We start from the raw sequence: 15,065 nt of genomic DNA, 5'->3' as shown, positions 1-15,065 counted from the left end.
CGCCCACCGGCCGCACCTCCGCTCGCGGCACGGCATATCGTGCGGAGCATGACCGGCACCCAGCCCTCTCCGTACCCCGCGCAAGCCGTGATCCTGGCCGGTGGCCAGGGGTCGCGGCTGCGCCCGTACACCGACGACCGTCCCAAGCCGATGGTCGAGATCCCCGGTACGGGGGTCCCGATCATCGGCCATCAGCTTGCCTGGCTGGCCGCCGAGGGCGTCACGGACGCCGTGGTCTCGTGCGGCCATTTGGCCGAGGTGCTGCAGGAGTGGCTCGTGTCGGCCGATCTGCCGCTGCGGGTGACCACGGTGGTCGAGAAGGAGCCGCTCGGCCGTGGTGGCGGTCTGCGGCACGCCGCCGCGTCGCTGCCGCGCCCGGACGAGCCCTGGTACGCGACGAACGGTGACATCTGGACGCGGTTCTCGCTGCGCGAGATGGCCGCGTTCCATCATGAGCGCGACGCCACGGCGACGCTGGCGCTGGCCCGGCCGCGGATCCCCTGGGGTGCCGTGGAGACGGACGAGTTCGGGCATGTGCTGGACTTCATCGAGTCGCCGCCTTCGCCGTATCTGATCAACGCGGGCGTCTATGTGTTCTCGCCGGGGTTCACGGATCTGCTGCCGGAGCGCGGGGACCATGAGCGGACGACGTTTCCGCGGCTGGCGCGGGAGCGGCGGCTGGCGGGCTTCCCGCTGCCTCAGGGGGCGTACTGGCGGGCCATCGACACGGCCAAGGACCTGATGGAGGCCGCCCGGGAGCTGGGGCGGTAGAGCGGGGACGAGAGAACGGGGCGGGTGGGCTGCGGTGGTATCGCAGCCCACCCGCCCCGTTCGTTGCGGGGGAGAGGTGGCCGGCTCTACCCCAGGAGGCCGCCGAGGGCGCCGCCGCCCGAGGAGCCGCCCGAGGAGCCCCGGACGAGCCGCCCGAGCCGCCGCCGGTGCCGCCGCCCGTGGAGCTGCCCGTCGACGAGCCCGAGGAGCTGTGCGGCGGGGCCGCGGGCGCCTGGCGGGGGTCTGGGGGGCGGGGCGGACGCTGCCCGTGCCGCTGCTGGACTGTCCCGTGCCGACGGTGCCGGCGGGGGTACGGGCGGTGCCGGCGGGTGCGGAGGGGTGGCGCCGGGGATGGGTGCCTTGTGGGTGGAGGCGCTGGGCTTGGGGGTGCCCGCGACGGCGGGGCCGTGGGAACCGCGGGGGTGGAGGAGGAGGGCCGCTGCGGGAGCGGGGAGCCGGGGAGGCTGTTGGCGGGCGGGGTGGGGATTCCGGGGGCCTGGGCGACCCGGGAGGAGCGGACGGCGCCGCCGAGCATGGAGCCGGTGATGAGGGAGAGGCCGATGAGGACGGTCGCCATGACCGTTCCGCGGCGCAGGACGCGGCGGCGCAGGGCCCACAGTTCGGCGCGGGGGCCGAGGCGTCGCCAGGCTTCGCCGGCGAGTCGGCCGTCGACGCTGTAGAAGGGGGCGCCGGCGATGACCAGGGGGCTCCAGGCGGCGAGGTAGATGAAGTCGGGGGCTTCGTAGACGGGGACGCTGTGCCAGCTGACGGTGACGATGAGGACGGCGGAGAGCAGGGCGCCGATGGAGGCGGCGAGTCTCTGCCAGAGGCCGAAGATGGTGAGGATGCCGACGACGACCTGGAGGAAGGCGACGGTGAGTCCGGCGCCGACGGGGTGGGCGAGGGCGAGGTCGCGCAGCGGTGCGGCGGCGGACCAGGGGTGGAGCTGGGTGAGCCAGGCGACCATGGAGCCGCGTTTGCCGCCGTCGAAGTAGACGGGGTCGCAGAGCTTGCCCATGCCGGCGTAGATGGAGATCAGGCCGAGGAAGATGCGGGGCGGGAGGAGGACGACGCCGAGGTTCATCCGGCGGCCGGGGTAGTAGGCGTGGCGGACGGAGTCGCCGCGGCGGTCCGCGGTGTCGTCCTCGTCGTCCTCGAGGTCGTGGTCGTCGTAGGCGTCGTACTCGGGGTCGTCGGGGTCGTCGTCGTACGCGCCGCGGGCGGGGCGGACGCCTTGGAGGAGCCTGTCGCCGGGGTGGGCGTCCTCGGCGGGGCCGCGGGGGCGATGACGGTGGTGGGTGGGCCGTCGTCGACGGCGATGCGGGGCAGGACCTGGGTGGCGCCGGCGTCCCCGCCTCCGCTGGCCGTGTGCAGGGGTACGGCGGTGCCGTTGTCCCTGACGGCCTGGAGGAGTTGGGTGGAGGCCGAGTCGTCGGGGCCGGTCCGCCCGCTCCACACCAGAGGGGCGCGGCGCTTGGCCGCGCTCTTGACCGTGGGCAGCTGGGCCGTGTCCGCTCCGCCGGCGTAGTGCCGGGAGGTGCGTGGGGGCCGGGCGAGCTGCACCCGGAAGCTCAGGTGGTTGACGATGACCTGCGCCGGGTCCGAGGGGACCTTCACCGTACTCAGCGCGGGCTGGTCGTCGTACCCGGAAGAGCTTCCCCCCGTAGGTGTGCGGGGTGTTCTGGTGTCCACACTCATCTAACCGAGTGACCGGAGATTAGGACACTGCCTTGACCGGTTCGATGTGTCCGAGACCCGTCAAGATCACCAAGTGAACGTCCGATGGCCGGGGTTGATCACCCCGGCCATCGGACGCATCATTTTTGCGTCGGAACGTGTCGGACGCGTCGGGCGTCACGCCCGGCGGCGCGCCGCCTCGTAGAGGACGACACCGGCGGCGACGCCGGCGTTGAGGGACTCGGCGCCACCCGGCATCGGGATGCGCACGCGGAAGTCGCAGGTCTCGCCGACGAGGCGGGACAGGCCCTTGCCCTCGCTGCCGACGACGATGACGACCGGGCCCTCGAGGGCCTCGAGCTCGTGGAGCTCGACGTCGCCGTCCGCCGCGAGGCCGACGACCACCAGGCCTTCCTTCTGGTACGCCTCGAGCATGCGCGTCATGTTGGTGGCGCGGGCGACGGGCGTGCGCGCGGCGGTGCCGGCGGAGGTCTTCCAGGCGCTGGCGGTCATGCCGGCCGCGCGGCGCTCGGGGACGACCACGCCGTGGCCGCCGAAGGCGGAGACGGAGCGGACGACGGCGCCGAGGTTGCGCGGGTCGGTGATGCCGTCGAGGGCGACGATCAGCGGGTCCTCCGCGTTGTCGGCGGCGATCGCGGTGAGGTCCTCGGGGTGGGCGTAGTCGTACGGCGGCACCGACAGGACCAGGCCCTGGTGGTTGAGGCCGTTGGTCATGCGGTCCAGCTCGGGGCGGGGGGCCTCCATGAGGTTGAGGCCCTTTTCCGTGGCGAGCTGGAGCGCCTCGCGCACGCGCTCGTCGTTGTCCAGGAACTGCTGGACGTAGAGCGTGTTCGCGGGCACGCCCTCGCGCAGCGCCTCGACGACCGAGTTACGGCCGACGACGAGCTCGTTGGTGCCCTTGGGGCCGCCGCGGCGGGGGGCGGGGCGGCGGCTCTCGGTCCGCCGGGCCTGGGCGGCGGCGACACGGTTCTTCTTGTGTCCCTTGCGCATGCTCGCGGGCGGGGTCGGGCCCTTGCCCTCCAGGCCTCGGCGCCGCTGGCCGCCGCTGCCGACCGTCGCGCCCTTCTTGTTGGACGTGCGGCGGTTCCTGCGCTGGCTGTTGCCGGCCATGGGGGTCACCTATCTCTTTACTGCTCAGAACCGCATGGGGTGCGGCTCAGTAAACGTACGTACGAAAAGTGTCCCTCAGGACAGGGACCAGCGCGGGCCGGACGGGGTGTCCTCGATGGCGAGGCCGGAGTGCTGGAGCTGGTCGCGGATGGCGTCGGCGGTGGCGTAGTCCTTGCGGCCGCGGGCCGCCTCGCGCTGCTCGAGGACCAGCCTGACCAGGGAGTCCACGACGCCGTGCAGGTCCTCGCCGCGGCCGTCGCCGCCGGTCCACCGCTCGTCGAGCGGGTCCAGGCCCAGCACGCCGAGCATGGCGCGCACCTCGGCCAGCCGGGCGACGGCGGATTCCTTGTCGTCGGCGGTCAGCGCGGAGTTGCCCTGGCGGACGGTGGTGTGGACGATCGCGAGGGCCTGCGGGACGCCCAGGTCGTCGTCCATGGCCTCGGCGAAGGCCGGCGGCACCTCGGCGGCGGGTTCGACCGGTCCGGCCTTCTCCACCACCCGCTGGATGAAACCTTCGATGCGGGCGAAGGCGGACTCCGCCTCGCGCAGGGCTTCCTCGCTGTACTCGATCATCGAGCGGTAGTGCGGGGTGCCCAGGTAGTAGCGCAGGACGATGGGGCGCCAGTGTTTGACCATCTCGGAGACGAGGACGGAGTTGCCCAGCGACTTCGACATCTTCTCGCCGCTCATGGTGACCCAGGCGTTGTGGGCCCAGTACGCGGCGAAGTCGTCGCCGAAGGCCTTGGCCTGGGCGATCTCGTTCTCGTGGTGCGGGAAGATCAGGTCGATGCCGCCGCCGTGGATGTCGAAGGCCTCGCCCAGGTACTTGTGGGCCATGGCCGAGCACTCCAGGTGCCAGCCCGGGCGGCCGCGGCCCCAGGGGGTCTCCCAGCTGGGCTCGCCGGGCTTGGACGCCTTCCACATGGCGAAGTCGCGGGGGTCGCGCTTGCCGGTCTCGCCCTCGCCGGAGGGCTGCAGGAGGTTGTCGAGCTCCTGGTTGGACAGGCTCAGGTAGCCGGGGAAGGAGCGCACGTCGAAGTAGACGTTGCCGTCGGCGGCGTAGGCGTGGCCGCGCTCGATCAGGCCGCGCATCATTTCGATCATCTCCGGCACATGGCCGGTCGCGCGCGGTTCGACGGTCGGGCGAAGGCAGCCGAGGGCGTCGTACGCGGCGTTGAACGCGCACTCGTTCTCGTAGCCGATCGACCACCACGGGCGGCCCTGCTCGGCGGCCTTCGTGATGATCTTGTCGTCGATGTCGGTGACGTTGCGGACGAACGTCACGTCGTAGCCGCGGTAGGTGAACCAGCGGCGCATGATGTCGAAGTTCAGGCCGGAGCGGATGTGGCCGATGTGCGGTGCGGCCTGCACGGTGGCACCGCACAGGTAGATCGAGACGCAGCCCGGCCGGAGCGGGGTGAAGTCGCGAATCTGCCGGGCGCTGGTGTCGTACAGGCGAATGGTCACGGCACAAGGGTAGTGGCCCGAAGAGGGTGCCACCGCAATCGCCCGGCTTCAATCATTCACCAGCTGGCGGAGGGCGAGATTCCGCAGGGCACCCTGGGCGAGCACGGCCGCCGGGGCGGCGCGTTTTGCCCCTTATTTGCTTTTTGCACGATAAATACCATTGCTTCTGGTAGCTTCCCCGGCACAGCCCGGCCGGGGCCCGTCGCCCCTGTGCCGGGACGCCGCGGAACCCCAGGAGAGGCGCGTTGCACTCCACTCTGCCGGTACAGCAGGAACACCCGGGACAGCCGCCCGCCCCCGCGGACGACAGAGCCGGGGACGGCGGCGGGCGGACCGGGGACGACGACGGGCGGCGGGACCGGCTCGCGGCGCTGGACGGGCTGCGGCTGGTGGCCGCGCTGATGGTGGTGGCCTACCACTACATCGCCTTCGACAGCGGCGCCTGGAGCGTTCCGGCGCGGGCCCTTTTCCCCACCGCCCACCTGCCCGCCTCCTACGGCTGGCTCGGGGTGCAGCTGTTCTTCCTGATCAGCGGCTTCGTGATCTGCATGAGCTGCTGGGGCAAGAGCGCCGGGGACTTCGCCATGGCGCGCGTGGCGCGGCTGTACCCGGCGTACTGGTTCGCGGTCCTGGGCGTCGCCCTGGTCGTACGGCTGTGGCCGTCGGTGAACGACGCCCCGGCCCTGCGGAGCGTGGCCGTCAACCTGACGATGCTCCAGGACCCCCTGGGGGTGGAGCCGGTCGACGGGGTCTACTGGACGCTCTGGGTCGAGCTGCGCTTCTACCTGCTGTTCGCGCTCGTCGTCCACCGGGGGCTGACCTACCGGCGGGCGGTGGGCTTCTGTGTGGCCTGGGCCTTCGCCGCGGTCGTCGCCGAGGCGTCCGGGAACGGCACGCTCCGGCAGATCCTGATGCCGGACGACTGCTGGTACTTCATCGCGGGCATCGCCTTCTATCTCATGCACCGCTTCCGCCCCAATCCGGTGCTCTGGATGCTCGTCGGCGGCAGTCTGTTCATCGCCCAGTACGACCTGCTCGCGGCACAGGCGCGGGCCGAGGGGCACATGGGACACCGGGTCCCGCAGTGGCCGACGGCGGTGCTGGTGACGCTGTTCTTCCTGGCGGTGATGGCCATCGCGCTCGGCTGGACCCGGCGCGTGAACTGGCGGTGGCTGCCGGTGGCGGGAACGCTGACCTATCCCCTCTATCTCCTCCACGAGCGCATCGGCTGGGTGGTCATCAAGCACGCCGACGGCCGGGTGCCGCCCCGCGTCCTCCTGCCCGCTCTCGTCGCGGTCATGCTGCTGGCCGCCTGGCTGGTTCACCGCTGTGTCGAGCGGCCGCTGGCGCGGAGGATCAAAGACGGTATGCGCCGGGCGGTGAGGGAGATCCGTAATGGGTGAGATGGAGGAATTAAAAAGAAAATCGCAGCGGAAGAGAGAACCGTCACGGCCCGCCGACGGCATTTATGTGTCAGCATCTCTGCGCGAACGCCCCGCGTAGGATGAGCCGACTAGGGCAATGGGAGAGGACGACATGCGCTTCGCCAGACGAGGTGACCTCGATGGCGGCCGGACAGCCGTCCGGCAGAAGTCGGCAGCCAGGCCCAGACTCTACGTATTGGACGCGCTTCGCCTCGTAGCCGCGCTGATGGTCGTGGCCTTCCACTACACCGCCCTCAAGGGCGGCTGGGGCCGCAGCCCCAAGGAGGTCTTCCCCGACCTGGAGATCGTCACCCGGTACGGCTGGACGGGCGTCGAGGTCTTCTTCCTCATCAGCGGATTCGTCATCTGCATGAGCACCTGGGGACGCACGCTCGGCGACTTCGTCGTCTCCCGGGTCACCAGGATCTATCCGGCCTACTGGGTCGCGATCTTCCTGACGGCCGGCGTCGTGGCGCTGTGGCCGCAGGTGCGTACCGTGAAGAACTGGGACGTCGTGCTCACCAACCTCACGATGCTCCAGCAGGGCATGGGGGTGTGGGACGTCGACGGCGTCTACTGGACGCTGTTCGCCGAGCTCAAGTTCTATGTGCTGTTCGCGGTCGTGGTGGCCACGGGCGTCACGTACCGCAAATGCGTCCTGTTCTGCGGCGTGTGGACGGTCGCGGCGGTCACCGCTCCGTCCGTCGACAACGAGATGCTGAGCCTGTGGGCGATGCCGTTGTTCGCGCCGTACTTCATCGCGGGCATCGCCTTCTATCTCATCCACCGGTTCAAACCCACGGCGCTGCTGTGGGGAATCGTGATCATGTCGCTGCTGCTGGCGCTGCACAGCGTGCCCAAGCGGGTGCACGACAACGCCGAGGGCGTCATACCGACCTGGCCGGCCACGCTGATCGTCTTCATCGCGTTCGGGCTCATGGCCCTGATCTCGACGGGCGCCTTCGACCGTGTGCAGTGGCGCTGGCTGGCGACGGCGGGCGCGCTGACGTACCCGCTGTATCTGCTGCACCAGTACATCGGCATGACGATCATCTACGCGCTGCGGGAGCGGGTGACCTCGGGATGGCTGGTGAGCGGCCTGATGGTGGTGATGCTGGGGGCCGCCTACGTGATGCACCGCTGCGTGGAGCGACCGCTGGGCAAGCGGCTGCGGAACGCGCTGCAGAAGGGCATGGAGGAGATGCGGCGCCACTCGGTGGCGCCGGAGCCCGCCGGGGCGGCCCGCAAGCCGGTGACGTCCGCGCTGCCGCTGATGAAGGACGCGCGCCGCTACGAGCCGGAGCCGGACCGCGTGGGCGCGGCCGCGCAGTCCTCCGACGGCGCCTGAGTCCGGGCGCCCCCGGCGACGGGGGCACCCGGGCCCCTGCCTACAGCGATCCCACCGTCCTGCGCGGGCTGACGCGCACCACCACGCGCTGGGCGTCCTGGCCCGCCGCCGGGTTGAAGTCGGCGTAGTCCTTGCCCGTGTACTTGCGCGAGAGCTCGTCGATGAGCTCGTCCCCGCCCTCGGTGGTGATGTCGGCGGTGCCGCGGACCTCGACGTAGGTGTAGGGCGCGTTCGGCGGGTTGATCATGATCGTGGCGCGCGGGTCGCGGCGGAGGTTGCTCTCCTTGCGGCGGCCCACCGTCGTCGAGATCAGCAGGTCGTTCCCGTCGCGCTTGATCCAGGTGACCGACAGCTGGGGGCTGCCGTCGGGCTGGACCGTCGCCACGGTCGCGAAGACGGGGTTGTCGTCGATGTACTTCTTCAGGTCCTCGGACAGCTCGGCTGACACGGTCGGTCCTTTCCCTCGGCTCGGCACGGCGCGCCCCCTCGCACCGTACTGCCGCTACGCGCCGTACGCGGGGAGGACCAGGGCCGTGGCGACGGCCGCCAGGCCCTCCGCCCGGCCGGTGAGGCCCAGGCCGTCGGTGGTGGTGCCGGAGACCGACACGGGGGCGCCGACGGCCGCGGAGAGGGCCTTCTGGGCCTCCTCGCGCCGCTTGCCGATCTTCGGGCGCACGCCGATCACCTGGATGGCGACGTTGCCGATCTCGAAACCGGCGGCCCGGACGATCCGGGCCGCCTCGGCCAGGAGGGTGACGCCGGACGCCCCGGACCACTCGGGCCGGTCGGTGCCGAAGTGCGCGCCGAGGTCGCCGACGCCGGCGGCGGAGAACAGCGCGTCACAGGCGGCGTGCGCGGCGACGTCGCCGTCGGAGTGGCCGGCCAGGCCGTGGCTCTCGCCCTCCCACAGCAGGCCCGCGCACCACAGCTCGCGGCCCTCCTCGAAGGCGTGCACGTCGGTGCCGATGCCGACCAGGGGCAGCGGCGGGCGGTCAGAAGCCATCGTTGGCCCTCCTGCGGGCGAGTACGGCCTCGGCCAGGACCAGGTCCAGGGGCCGGGTCACCTTGAAGGCCTCTTCGTGGCCGGGGATGAGGACGACGGGGACGCCGAGCCGCTCGACCATGCCGGCGTCGTCGGTGGCGCCCTCGCCCTCCAGGGCGACCTTCTCGTGCGCCTCGGCGAGCGTGCGCCGGTCGAAGCCCTGCGGGGTCTGCACGGCGCGCAGCACGGCGCGCTCGGGCGTGGCCACGACGGGCTCCGGCTCGCCGGCCCGTTCGCCGGTGCGGGGCTCGACCTGCTTGACGGTGTCGGCGACGGGGAGCGCCGGCACGACGGCGGGGGCGCCCTCCCGGACGGCCGCGGCGACGGCGTCGACGGTGTCGACGGGCACCAGGGGCCGGGCGGCGTCGTGGACGAGGACGGCGGTGACGTCGTCGGGCAGGGCCGCCAGGCCGAGCCGTACGGACGCCTGGCGGGTCTCACCGCCGGGGACGACCACGACGTCGGTGCGGGTGCTGTCACGGTCGGCGAGCGGGTACTCGTCGAGGAGGTGGCGGACGTCCGCGGCACCGTCCGGCGGGGCCACGACGACCACGAGGGAGACCGCGCGGGAGGCGGCCATGGCGCGTACCGCGTGAACGAGCATGGGCGTGCCGCCGATGGCCCGCAGGGCCTTGGGGGCGCCGGGGCCGAGCCGTACGCCGCGGCCCGCGGCCGGGATGACGGCGGCGGTGCGCGAGGGGGCTCCGGAGGCCGGTGCGGTGGCTCGATCAGACATTGGTTTGGCGTTCAGGTTTGCTTCCTCGGCCGAATTGGGTATGGCCTCAGCGTGCCGGGCACGATGCCCCGACCAGCCCCTTCCGTGACGACTGGTCGGGCCGGCTGCCCGGGCCCGGCACGCCAAGTACGGCGTGTCACCGGAGCCAGAGATGCCGCAGCGCCCGGCGGATGACGATCGTCACCCCGCGGGCACCGCGGCACTTCTTTACGCCCGGTCGCGGCCGACTGCCGGGGTCCGGAGTTGTTCTTCAGGACTTCGGCGGAACGGCCGGCACCTGTTGCGTCAGGACGCGAGAACCTCGTCGAGCAGGGCCTCGGCCTTGTCCTCGTTGGTGTTCTCCGCGAGAGCCAGCTCGCTCACCAGGATCTGCCGCGCCTTGGCGAGCATGCGCTTCTCACCTGCGGAGAGACCGCGCTCACGCTCGCGCCGCCACAGGTCGCGAACGACCTCGGCAACCTTGATCACGTCACCGGACGCGAGCTTCTCGAGATTTGCCTTGTAGCGACGGGACCAGTTCGTCGGCTCTTCCGCATAGGGTGCGCGCAGCACCTCGAAGACCCGGTCAAGCCCGTCCTGGCCGACCACATCGCGAACTCCGACGAACTCTGCGTTGTCCGCCGGCACCCGAACCGTCAGGTCACCCTGGGCGACCTTCAGCACCAAGTAGGTCTTGTCCACGCCTTTGATCTGGCGAGTTTCGATGGCCTCGATCAGCGCGGCCCCGTGATGGGGATAGACCACGGTGTCGCCAACCTTGAACGTCATGTGACAGGTACCCCTTCCGTGGCTATCCAGTCTAACACGGGGCCCGACCGTTCTGAATGGCGTTTCCGCAGGTCAGGGCATATCTCGGGGCTTGACAACAGTAACCGGAACGTGCTGCGGAAGGCTTCCGGAAGCAGGTATTCGCAGGTCGGAGCGGTTGTTCGGGTGGGGTGAAACGCGCACGTTACACGTGTCGGACAGGCCCCGCGAGCGGTCGATCGTCCCGTTTTGCCGGGGTCCGGTCGGCGCGGTTCCGGTACTCCGTTCGGGGCGCATGGGGCTTGTGTGCTCTCATTCCGGAATTGATCAAGTCGAACTTGATCAATTCCGGAACGCGTTCCCGCGCGAGCGCGCCGCATTCATTCCGATAATCCCCTGCACGCCGGGTCTCCGCTGTTCTCGGACGGTTCATGATCAACGGAAGACGCGCACGGGACCGGTGGGTGAGCGGGGCGTGACGGAGAGCCGGGTTGACCATGGGGGCGGGTCGGGTGCGGCGCCCTGACGGCGGCTCGGTAACCTAAGCCCGCTGACGCAACCCTTATCCCGTACGTACCCCTGTGATCTCGTACGCTCCGCGTACCACCTCGTCCAAGGAGATGCCGCCGCCGTGAGCAGCAGCCTTCGACGCGGCGTTCTCGCCGCTTCCGCCCTCGTGCTCTCGATCGCCTCGCTCTCCGCCTGCGCGGCGGGCAACAGCGCTCAGACGCTCGAGGTCAAGCCGGACAACGCCGCCACCTCGGTCGGCGACATCAAGCTCCAGAACATCAACGTGATCACCCAGCCGGACCAGAAGACCGAGGGTCCGGCCGTCGTCACGGGCCGGGTGTTCAACAACGGCCGCAAGGACCAGGAGCTGCGCTCCATCACGCTGGCCGGCAAGAACGTGCCCGTGAAGCTGTCCGGTGCCAAGGGCGCCGGCAAGATCGTCGTGCCGGCCGGCGGGGCCGTGACGCTGGGCGGCAAGGACAACGCGTCCGCCGTGCTGCCCAAGGGCCGCGAGGGCCTGAAGGACGGCGAGGCCCAGAACCTGTCGTTCGACTTCAGCTCCACGGGCGAGGTCAAGATCGCCGCCTACGTCGTCCCGGCGAAGAGCTACTTCAAGGAGTGGGGCCCCAGCGAGGCCGCCTCCCCCGCCGCCCAGCCGGGCGGCAACGCCAAGCCGGGCGCCTCCGCGCCCGCGTCGCCCGCGAACCCCTCGGGCACGCCCGCGAAGCCCGGCGCCACGCCGGCCGCGACCGGCTCCCCGGCCCAGAACGGCCAGCAGCAGCCCGCGGGTCACTGAGCACGCGCGAAGGGGCCCGGAAGCATCCGCTTCCGGGCCCCTTCGCACATCACCGTCGCTTACGGCCTGCGGCCTACGGCTCGAACTTGTAGCCCAGGCCGCGCACGGTGACCAGGTAGCGCGGCGCGCCCGGGTCCGGCTCGATCTTGGCGCGCAGGCGCTTGACGTGGACGTCCAGGGTCTTGGTGTCGCCCACGTAGTCGGCGCCCCAGACGCGGTCGATCAGCTGCATGCGGGTCAGTACGCGGCCCGCGTTGCGCAGCAGCATCTCCAGGAGGTCGAACTCCTTCAGCGGCAGGTCCACCTTGGCCCCGGAGACGGTGACCACGTGCCGGTCGACGTCCATGCGGACCGGGCCGGCCTCCAGCGCGGCGGGGGTGACCTCCTCCGGCTCGCCGCGGCGGCGCAGCACGGCGCGGATGCGGGCGACCAGCTCGCGGGAGGAGAAGGGCTTGGTGACGTAGTCGTCGGCTCCTATCTCCAGGCCGACGACCTTGTCGATCTCGCTGTCCTTGGCGGTCACCATGATCACGGGCACGTTGGAGCGGCCGCGCAGCTGCCGGCAGACCTCGGTGCCGGGCAGGCCCGGCAGCATCAGGTCGAGCAGGACCAGGTCGGCGCCGTTGCGCTCGAACTCGTCCAGCCCGTCGGGCCCGGTGGCCGCGATGGCGACCTCGAAGCCTTCCTTGCGGAGCATGTAGGACAACGCGTCGCTGAAGGATTCCTCGTCCTCGACGACGAGCACTCGGGTCACGGGTCGACCTCCGGTCGGGTCTCAGGGTTGCACAGCGGGTGACGCGGCACGGCCAGGGCGTGTCCGATGGGTCGGTGCGGGTCCTGCGGTGTCTGGTGCGGTACATCGCAAGGCGGAGCATCTCCCTCGGACTGGGCGTCCTTGGGTGATGCGACAACGCGGCGAGGTGCCGTGCCAGGCGCCGCAGGGCCTGTGCCGATCCATCGGACACGCCCTGCGCGAGGGGCCGCGGTCCCGGCCGGGCCGGCGCCGGTCACGGAAGGACCTGCCGGGTGGGACGGGCGGGGAGGGGTTCGTCGGAGTAGGTCTCGTCGGGGTGGGTCTCGTCGTCCTCGGGGTCGTCCGGCTCGCGGTCGTCCGGGCCGATCAGCGGGTGGTGGCGGTCGCGGGCGTTCCGTACGCGGTCGCGTTCACGGTCGCGCTCGCGGCCCGCGCCCGCCTCCGGCAGGCGCAGCGTGAAGGTGGAGCCCTGGCCCTCGGCGCTCCAGACGCTGACCTCGCCGCCGTGCGAGGCGACCACGTGCTTGACGATCGACAGGCCCAGGCCCGTACCGCCGGTGGCGCGCGAGCGGGCGGGGTCGACGCGGTAGAAGCGTTCGAAGACGCGGTCGCGGTCCTTCTCGGAGATGCCGATGCCCTGGTCGGTGACGGCGAGCTCGATGAGGTCGCCGCCGGGCGCGGAGACGCGGCGGGCCGCGATGCCCACGCGCGTCCGGGCGGAGCTGTAGTTGACGGCGTTCTCCACGAGGTTGCCCAGGGCGGCGGCGAGCTGGCCGCGGTTGCCCCAGACGCGCAGGTCGGCGGTGCCCCCGGCGGCCATGGTGATCTGCTTGGTGCCGGCCTGGTGGCGGCAGCGGTCGATGGCCTCGGCGACGAGCTCGTCGACGCGGACGGGCTCGGCGTCCTCCAGCGGGTCGTCGTTCTGCACCCGCGAGAGGTCGATGAGCTCCTGGACGAGGTTGGTCAGCCGGGTGGCCTCGACCTGCATGCGGCCGGCGAAGCGGGTGACCGCCTCGGGGTCGTCGGAGGCGTCCATGACGGCCTCGGAGAGCAGGGACAGGGCGCCGACCGGCGTCTTGAGCTCGTGGCTGACGTTGGCGACGAAGTCACGGCGGACGGCCTCGATGCGGCGGGCCTCGGTGAGGTCCTCCACCAGCAGCAGGACCAGCCGCGAGCCCAGCGGGGCGACTCTGGCGGAGACGGCGAGCGCGTCGCCGCGGCCCGTGCCGCGCCGCGGCAGGTCGAGCTCGACCTGGCGTATCTCGCCGTCCCGGCGGGTGTCGCGGGCCATCTGCAGCATCGGCTCGACGGCGAGCTTGCCGCCGCGCACCAGGCCCAGGGCGTACGCGGCCGAGCTGGCCTTGACGACGGCGTCGGCCTCGTCGAGGACGACGGCCGAGGAGCGCAGGACGGACAGGACGGTGTCCACGCCGGGCGGCAGGACGGCGTCGGTGTGCAGGGAGCTACGGGTGGGGCGGGCCTGGTCACGCTCGCTCCAGCGAAACGCCAGCATGGCGATGACGCCGGTGCACACTCCGGCGATCGCGGCCGCTGCGGCGAGGGCCGCGTCCAGGTTCATGTCTCCAGGTTATGCGGGCGAACGGCTCCGGCCACAGCCAAATGGGTACCGCCTCGAACATACGTTGCCGAGAGTTCACCTTGAGGTCGGCGCCGGTTCACTCCTGCGGTCTTCGGCCGTCGGGTTCCGGCCGGAACGTGGAGACTACGGGGAAGGCTGCCGGACGAACCACGGACGCAGCCCTCTCCACGGCAGTACCGGTAGTACTCGAAGCGAGAGAAGGTCGACCAATGCGGGACGCGTACCACGAGGAGCTCGATTCGATCGGCGAAGGCCTGGTCGAGATGGCCCGGCTCGTCGGCTCCGCGATCGGGCGCGCCACCACGGCGATCCTGGACGCGGACCTCAAGCTGGCGGAATCGGTGATCGCGGCGGACACCAAGGTCGACGACCTGCAGCGGGACCTCGAGGCGCGGGCGATCGCGCTGCTGGCCCGCCAGCAGCCGGTCGCCACCGACCTGCGGATCGTCGTCACGTCGCTGCGCATGAGCGCGGACCTGGAGCGCTCGGGCGACCTCGCCCAGCACGTGGCCAAGCTGGCCCGGCTGCGCTTCCCCGAGACGGCGGTCCCGCGCGACCTGCACGCCACGATCCTGGAGATGGGACAGCTGGCGCAGCGGCTGATGGCCAAGGCCGCCGAGGTGATCATCACCAAGGACGTCGACCTGGCGCTGCAGCTGGAGCACGACGACGACGCGATGGACCTGCTGCACCGGGCGCTGTTCCAGCACCTGATGGACGACCGCTGGCAGCACGGCATCGAGACGGCCGTCGACGTGACGCTGCTGGGCCGCTACTACGAGCGCTTCGCCGACCACGCGGTCTCGGTCGCCAAGCGCGTGGTCTACCTGGTCACCGGCGAGCACGCGGACGAGCTCACCCAGGACGGCGGCCGCCCGGGGGCGGGCCAGACGGAGCCCGCGTAGCGGCGCGCGCCCCCGTCGCCCGGGACCAATGCTCCAACGCGCCCCCGGCGCGCCCGTACATGCGTACGCGAGAGGCATTGACGGTCGGAGCGAGCGGTCCTTGACTGGTGGTCAGGCAGACACCCTTCTAGGAGGTAACCGAATGAGCGGCTGTCAG

Annotated in this window: 13 protein-coding genes and 1 pseudogene; 5 read left to right on the top strand and 9 right to left on the bottom strand. The window is 71.4% G+C overall.

The features are described from left to right. The first annotated feature begins 48 nt into the window (after positions 1-48). Entirely contained in the window at positions 49-771 is a 723-nt protein-coding gene (locus tag J1792_RS08555; RefSeq protein WP_207246931.1) for a nucleotidyltransferase family protein, read from the top strand. An 86-nt stretch (positions 772-857) separates the two neighbouring features. Here J1792_RS08555 and J1792_RS08550 read toward each other — a convergent pair. The 3 genes and pseudogenes from J1792_RS08550 to cysS form a co-directional block, all read right to left on the bottom strand. Further along, positions 858-2,469, bottom strand: a pseudogene (locus J1792_RS08550) (DoxX family protein). A 156-nt stretch (positions 2,470-2,625) separates the two neighbouring features. Beyond that, positions 2,626-3,579, bottom strand: a complete 954-nt coding sequence (gene rlmB / locus J1792_RS08545) for a 23S rRNA (guanosine(2251)-2'-O)-methyltransferase RlmB (protein WP_086575120.1) — start codon at positions 3,577-3,579, stop codon at positions 2,626-2,628. A gap of 75 nt (positions 3,580-3,654) precedes the next feature. Beyond that, a complete protein-coding gene (gene cysS / locus J1792_RS08540; protein WP_086575121.1) occupies positions 3,655-5,046 on the bottom strand; it encodes a cysteine--tRNA ligase in 1,392 nt (463 codons plus the stop codon). 245 nt (positions 5,047-5,291) lie between these two features. Between cysS and J1792_RS08535 the strand changes: the two genes are divergently transcribed. Both J1792_RS08535 and J1792_RS08530 read left to right on the top strand, forming a co-directional pair. Further along, the gene (locus tag J1792_RS08535; RefSeq protein ID WP_086575123.1) at positions 5,292-6,449 is read left to right on the top strand and encodes an acyltransferase family protein; all 1,158 of its coding nucleotides are present in this window, start codon (positions 5,292-5,294) and stop codon (positions 6,447-6,449) included. A 217-nt stretch (positions 6,450-6,666) separates the two neighbouring features. Then, positions 6,667-7,818 carry an acyltransferase family protein gene (locus J1792_RS08530; RefSeq protein WP_242645481.1) on the top strand — a complete coding sequence of 384 codons (1,152 nt, stop codon included), beginning with the start codon at positions 6,667-6,669 and terminating at the stop codon, positions 7,816-7,818. A 40-nt stretch (positions 7,819-7,858) separates the two neighbouring features. On the opposite strand, the gene J1792_RS08525 is transcribed toward J1792_RS08530, so the two are convergent. The 4 genes from J1792_RS08525 to J1792_RS08510 form a co-directional block, all read right to left on the bottom strand. Next, complete coding sequence (locus tag J1792_RS08525) at positions 7,859-8,266, bottom strand: PPOX class F420-dependent oxidoreductase (RefSeq protein WP_086575124.1); 408 nt, start codon at positions 8,264-8,266, stop codon at positions 7,859-7,861. 54 nt (positions 8,267-8,320) lie between these two features. Then, positions 8,321-8,821, bottom strand: coding sequence for a 2-C-methyl-D-erythritol 2,4-cyclodiphosphate synthase (gene ispF, locus J1792_RS08520; RefSeq protein ID WP_086575126.1), 501 nt, complete (start codon positions 8,819-8,821; stop codon positions 8,321-8,323). Further along, complete coding sequence (gene ispD, locus J1792_RS08515) at positions 8,811-9,596, bottom strand: 2-C-methyl-D-erythritol 4-phosphate cytidylyltransferase (protein WP_086575128.1); 786 nt, start codon at positions 9,594-9,596, stop codon at positions 8,811-8,813. Before ispD ends, ispF begins: the two co-directional genes overlap by 11 nt. Positions 9,597-9,881: 285 nt before the next feature. Continuing rightward, entirely contained in the window at positions 9,882-10,364 is a 483-nt protein-coding gene (locus J1792_RS08510; RefSeq protein ID WP_003953493.1) for a CarD family transcriptional regulator, read from the bottom strand. A 610-nt stretch (positions 10,365-10,974) separates the two neighbouring features. On the opposite strand from J1792_RS08510, the gene J1792_RS08505 reads away from it, so the two are divergent. Next, on the top strand, positions 10,975-11,649 hold the full coding sequence (locus J1792_RS08505) for a DUF461 domain-containing protein (RefSeq protein WP_086575131.1): 675 nt from the start codon (positions 10,975-10,977) through the stop codon (positions 11,647-11,649). 73 nt (positions 11,650-11,722) lie between these two features. Here J1792_RS08505 and phoP read toward each other — a convergent pair whose 3' ends face one another. Then, positions 11,723-12,394, bottom strand: coding sequence for a two-component system response regulator PhoP (gene phoP / locus J1792_RS08500; RefSeq protein ID WP_466731699.1), 672 nt, complete (start codon positions 12,392-12,394; stop codon positions 11,723-11,725). Between the two features lie 262 nt (positions 12,395-12,656). Next, positions 12,657-13,982 carry a two-component system sensor histidine kinase PhoR gene (gene phoR, locus J1792_RS08495; protein ID WP_086571267.1) on the bottom strand — a complete coding sequence of 442 codons (1,326 nt, stop codon included), beginning with the start codon at positions 13,980-13,982 and terminating at the stop codon, positions 12,657-12,659. Between the two features lie 230 nt (positions 13,983-14,212). Between phoR and phoU the strand changes: the two genes are divergently transcribed. Continuing rightward, a complete protein-coding gene (gene phoU, locus J1792_RS08490; RefSeq protein WP_086571265.1) occupies positions 14,213-14,908 on the top strand; it encodes a phosphate signaling complex protein PhoU in 696 nt (231 codons plus the stop codon). Positions 14,909-15,065: the final 157 nt, after the last annotated feature.

Origin of the sequence: Streptomyces triculaminicus (genome assembly GCF_017349075.1) — a bacterium.
GTDB lineage: Bacteria > Actinomycetota > Actinomycetes > Streptomycetales > Streptomycetaceae > Streptomyces > Streptomyces triculaminicus.
This window is presented reverse-complemented; position numbering and strand designations above follow the sequence as displayed.

Bases quoted from the DNA above. Each gene is read 5' to 3' on its own strand.
- J1792_RS08555 (WP_207246931.1), top strand. From the start codon at position 49: ATGACCGGCACCCAGCCCTCTCCGTACCCCGCGCAAGCCGTGATCCTG.
- rlmB (WP_086575120.1), bottom strand. From the start codon at position 3,579: ATGGCCGGCAACAGCCAGCGCAGGAACCGCCGCACGTCCAACAAGAAG.
- ispF (WP_086575126.1), bottom strand. From the start codon at position 8,821: ATGGCTTCTGACCGCCCGCCGCTGCCCCTGGTCGGCATCGGCACCGAC.
- ispD (WP_086575128.1), bottom strand. From the start codon at position 9,596: ATGTCTGATCGAGCCACCGCACCGGCCTCCGGAGCCCCCTCGCGCACC.
- J1792_RS08510 (WP_003953493.1), bottom strand. From the start codon at position 10,364: ATGACGTTCAAGGTTGGCGACACCGTGGTCTATCCCCATCACGGGGCC.
- phoR (WP_086571267.1), bottom strand. From the start codon at position 13,982: ATGAACCTGGACGCGGCCCTCGCCGCAGCGGCCGCGATCGCCGGAGTG.
- phoU (WP_086571265.1), top strand. From the start codon at position 14,213: ATGCGGGACGCGTACCACGAGGAGCTCGATTCGATCGGCGAAGGCCTG.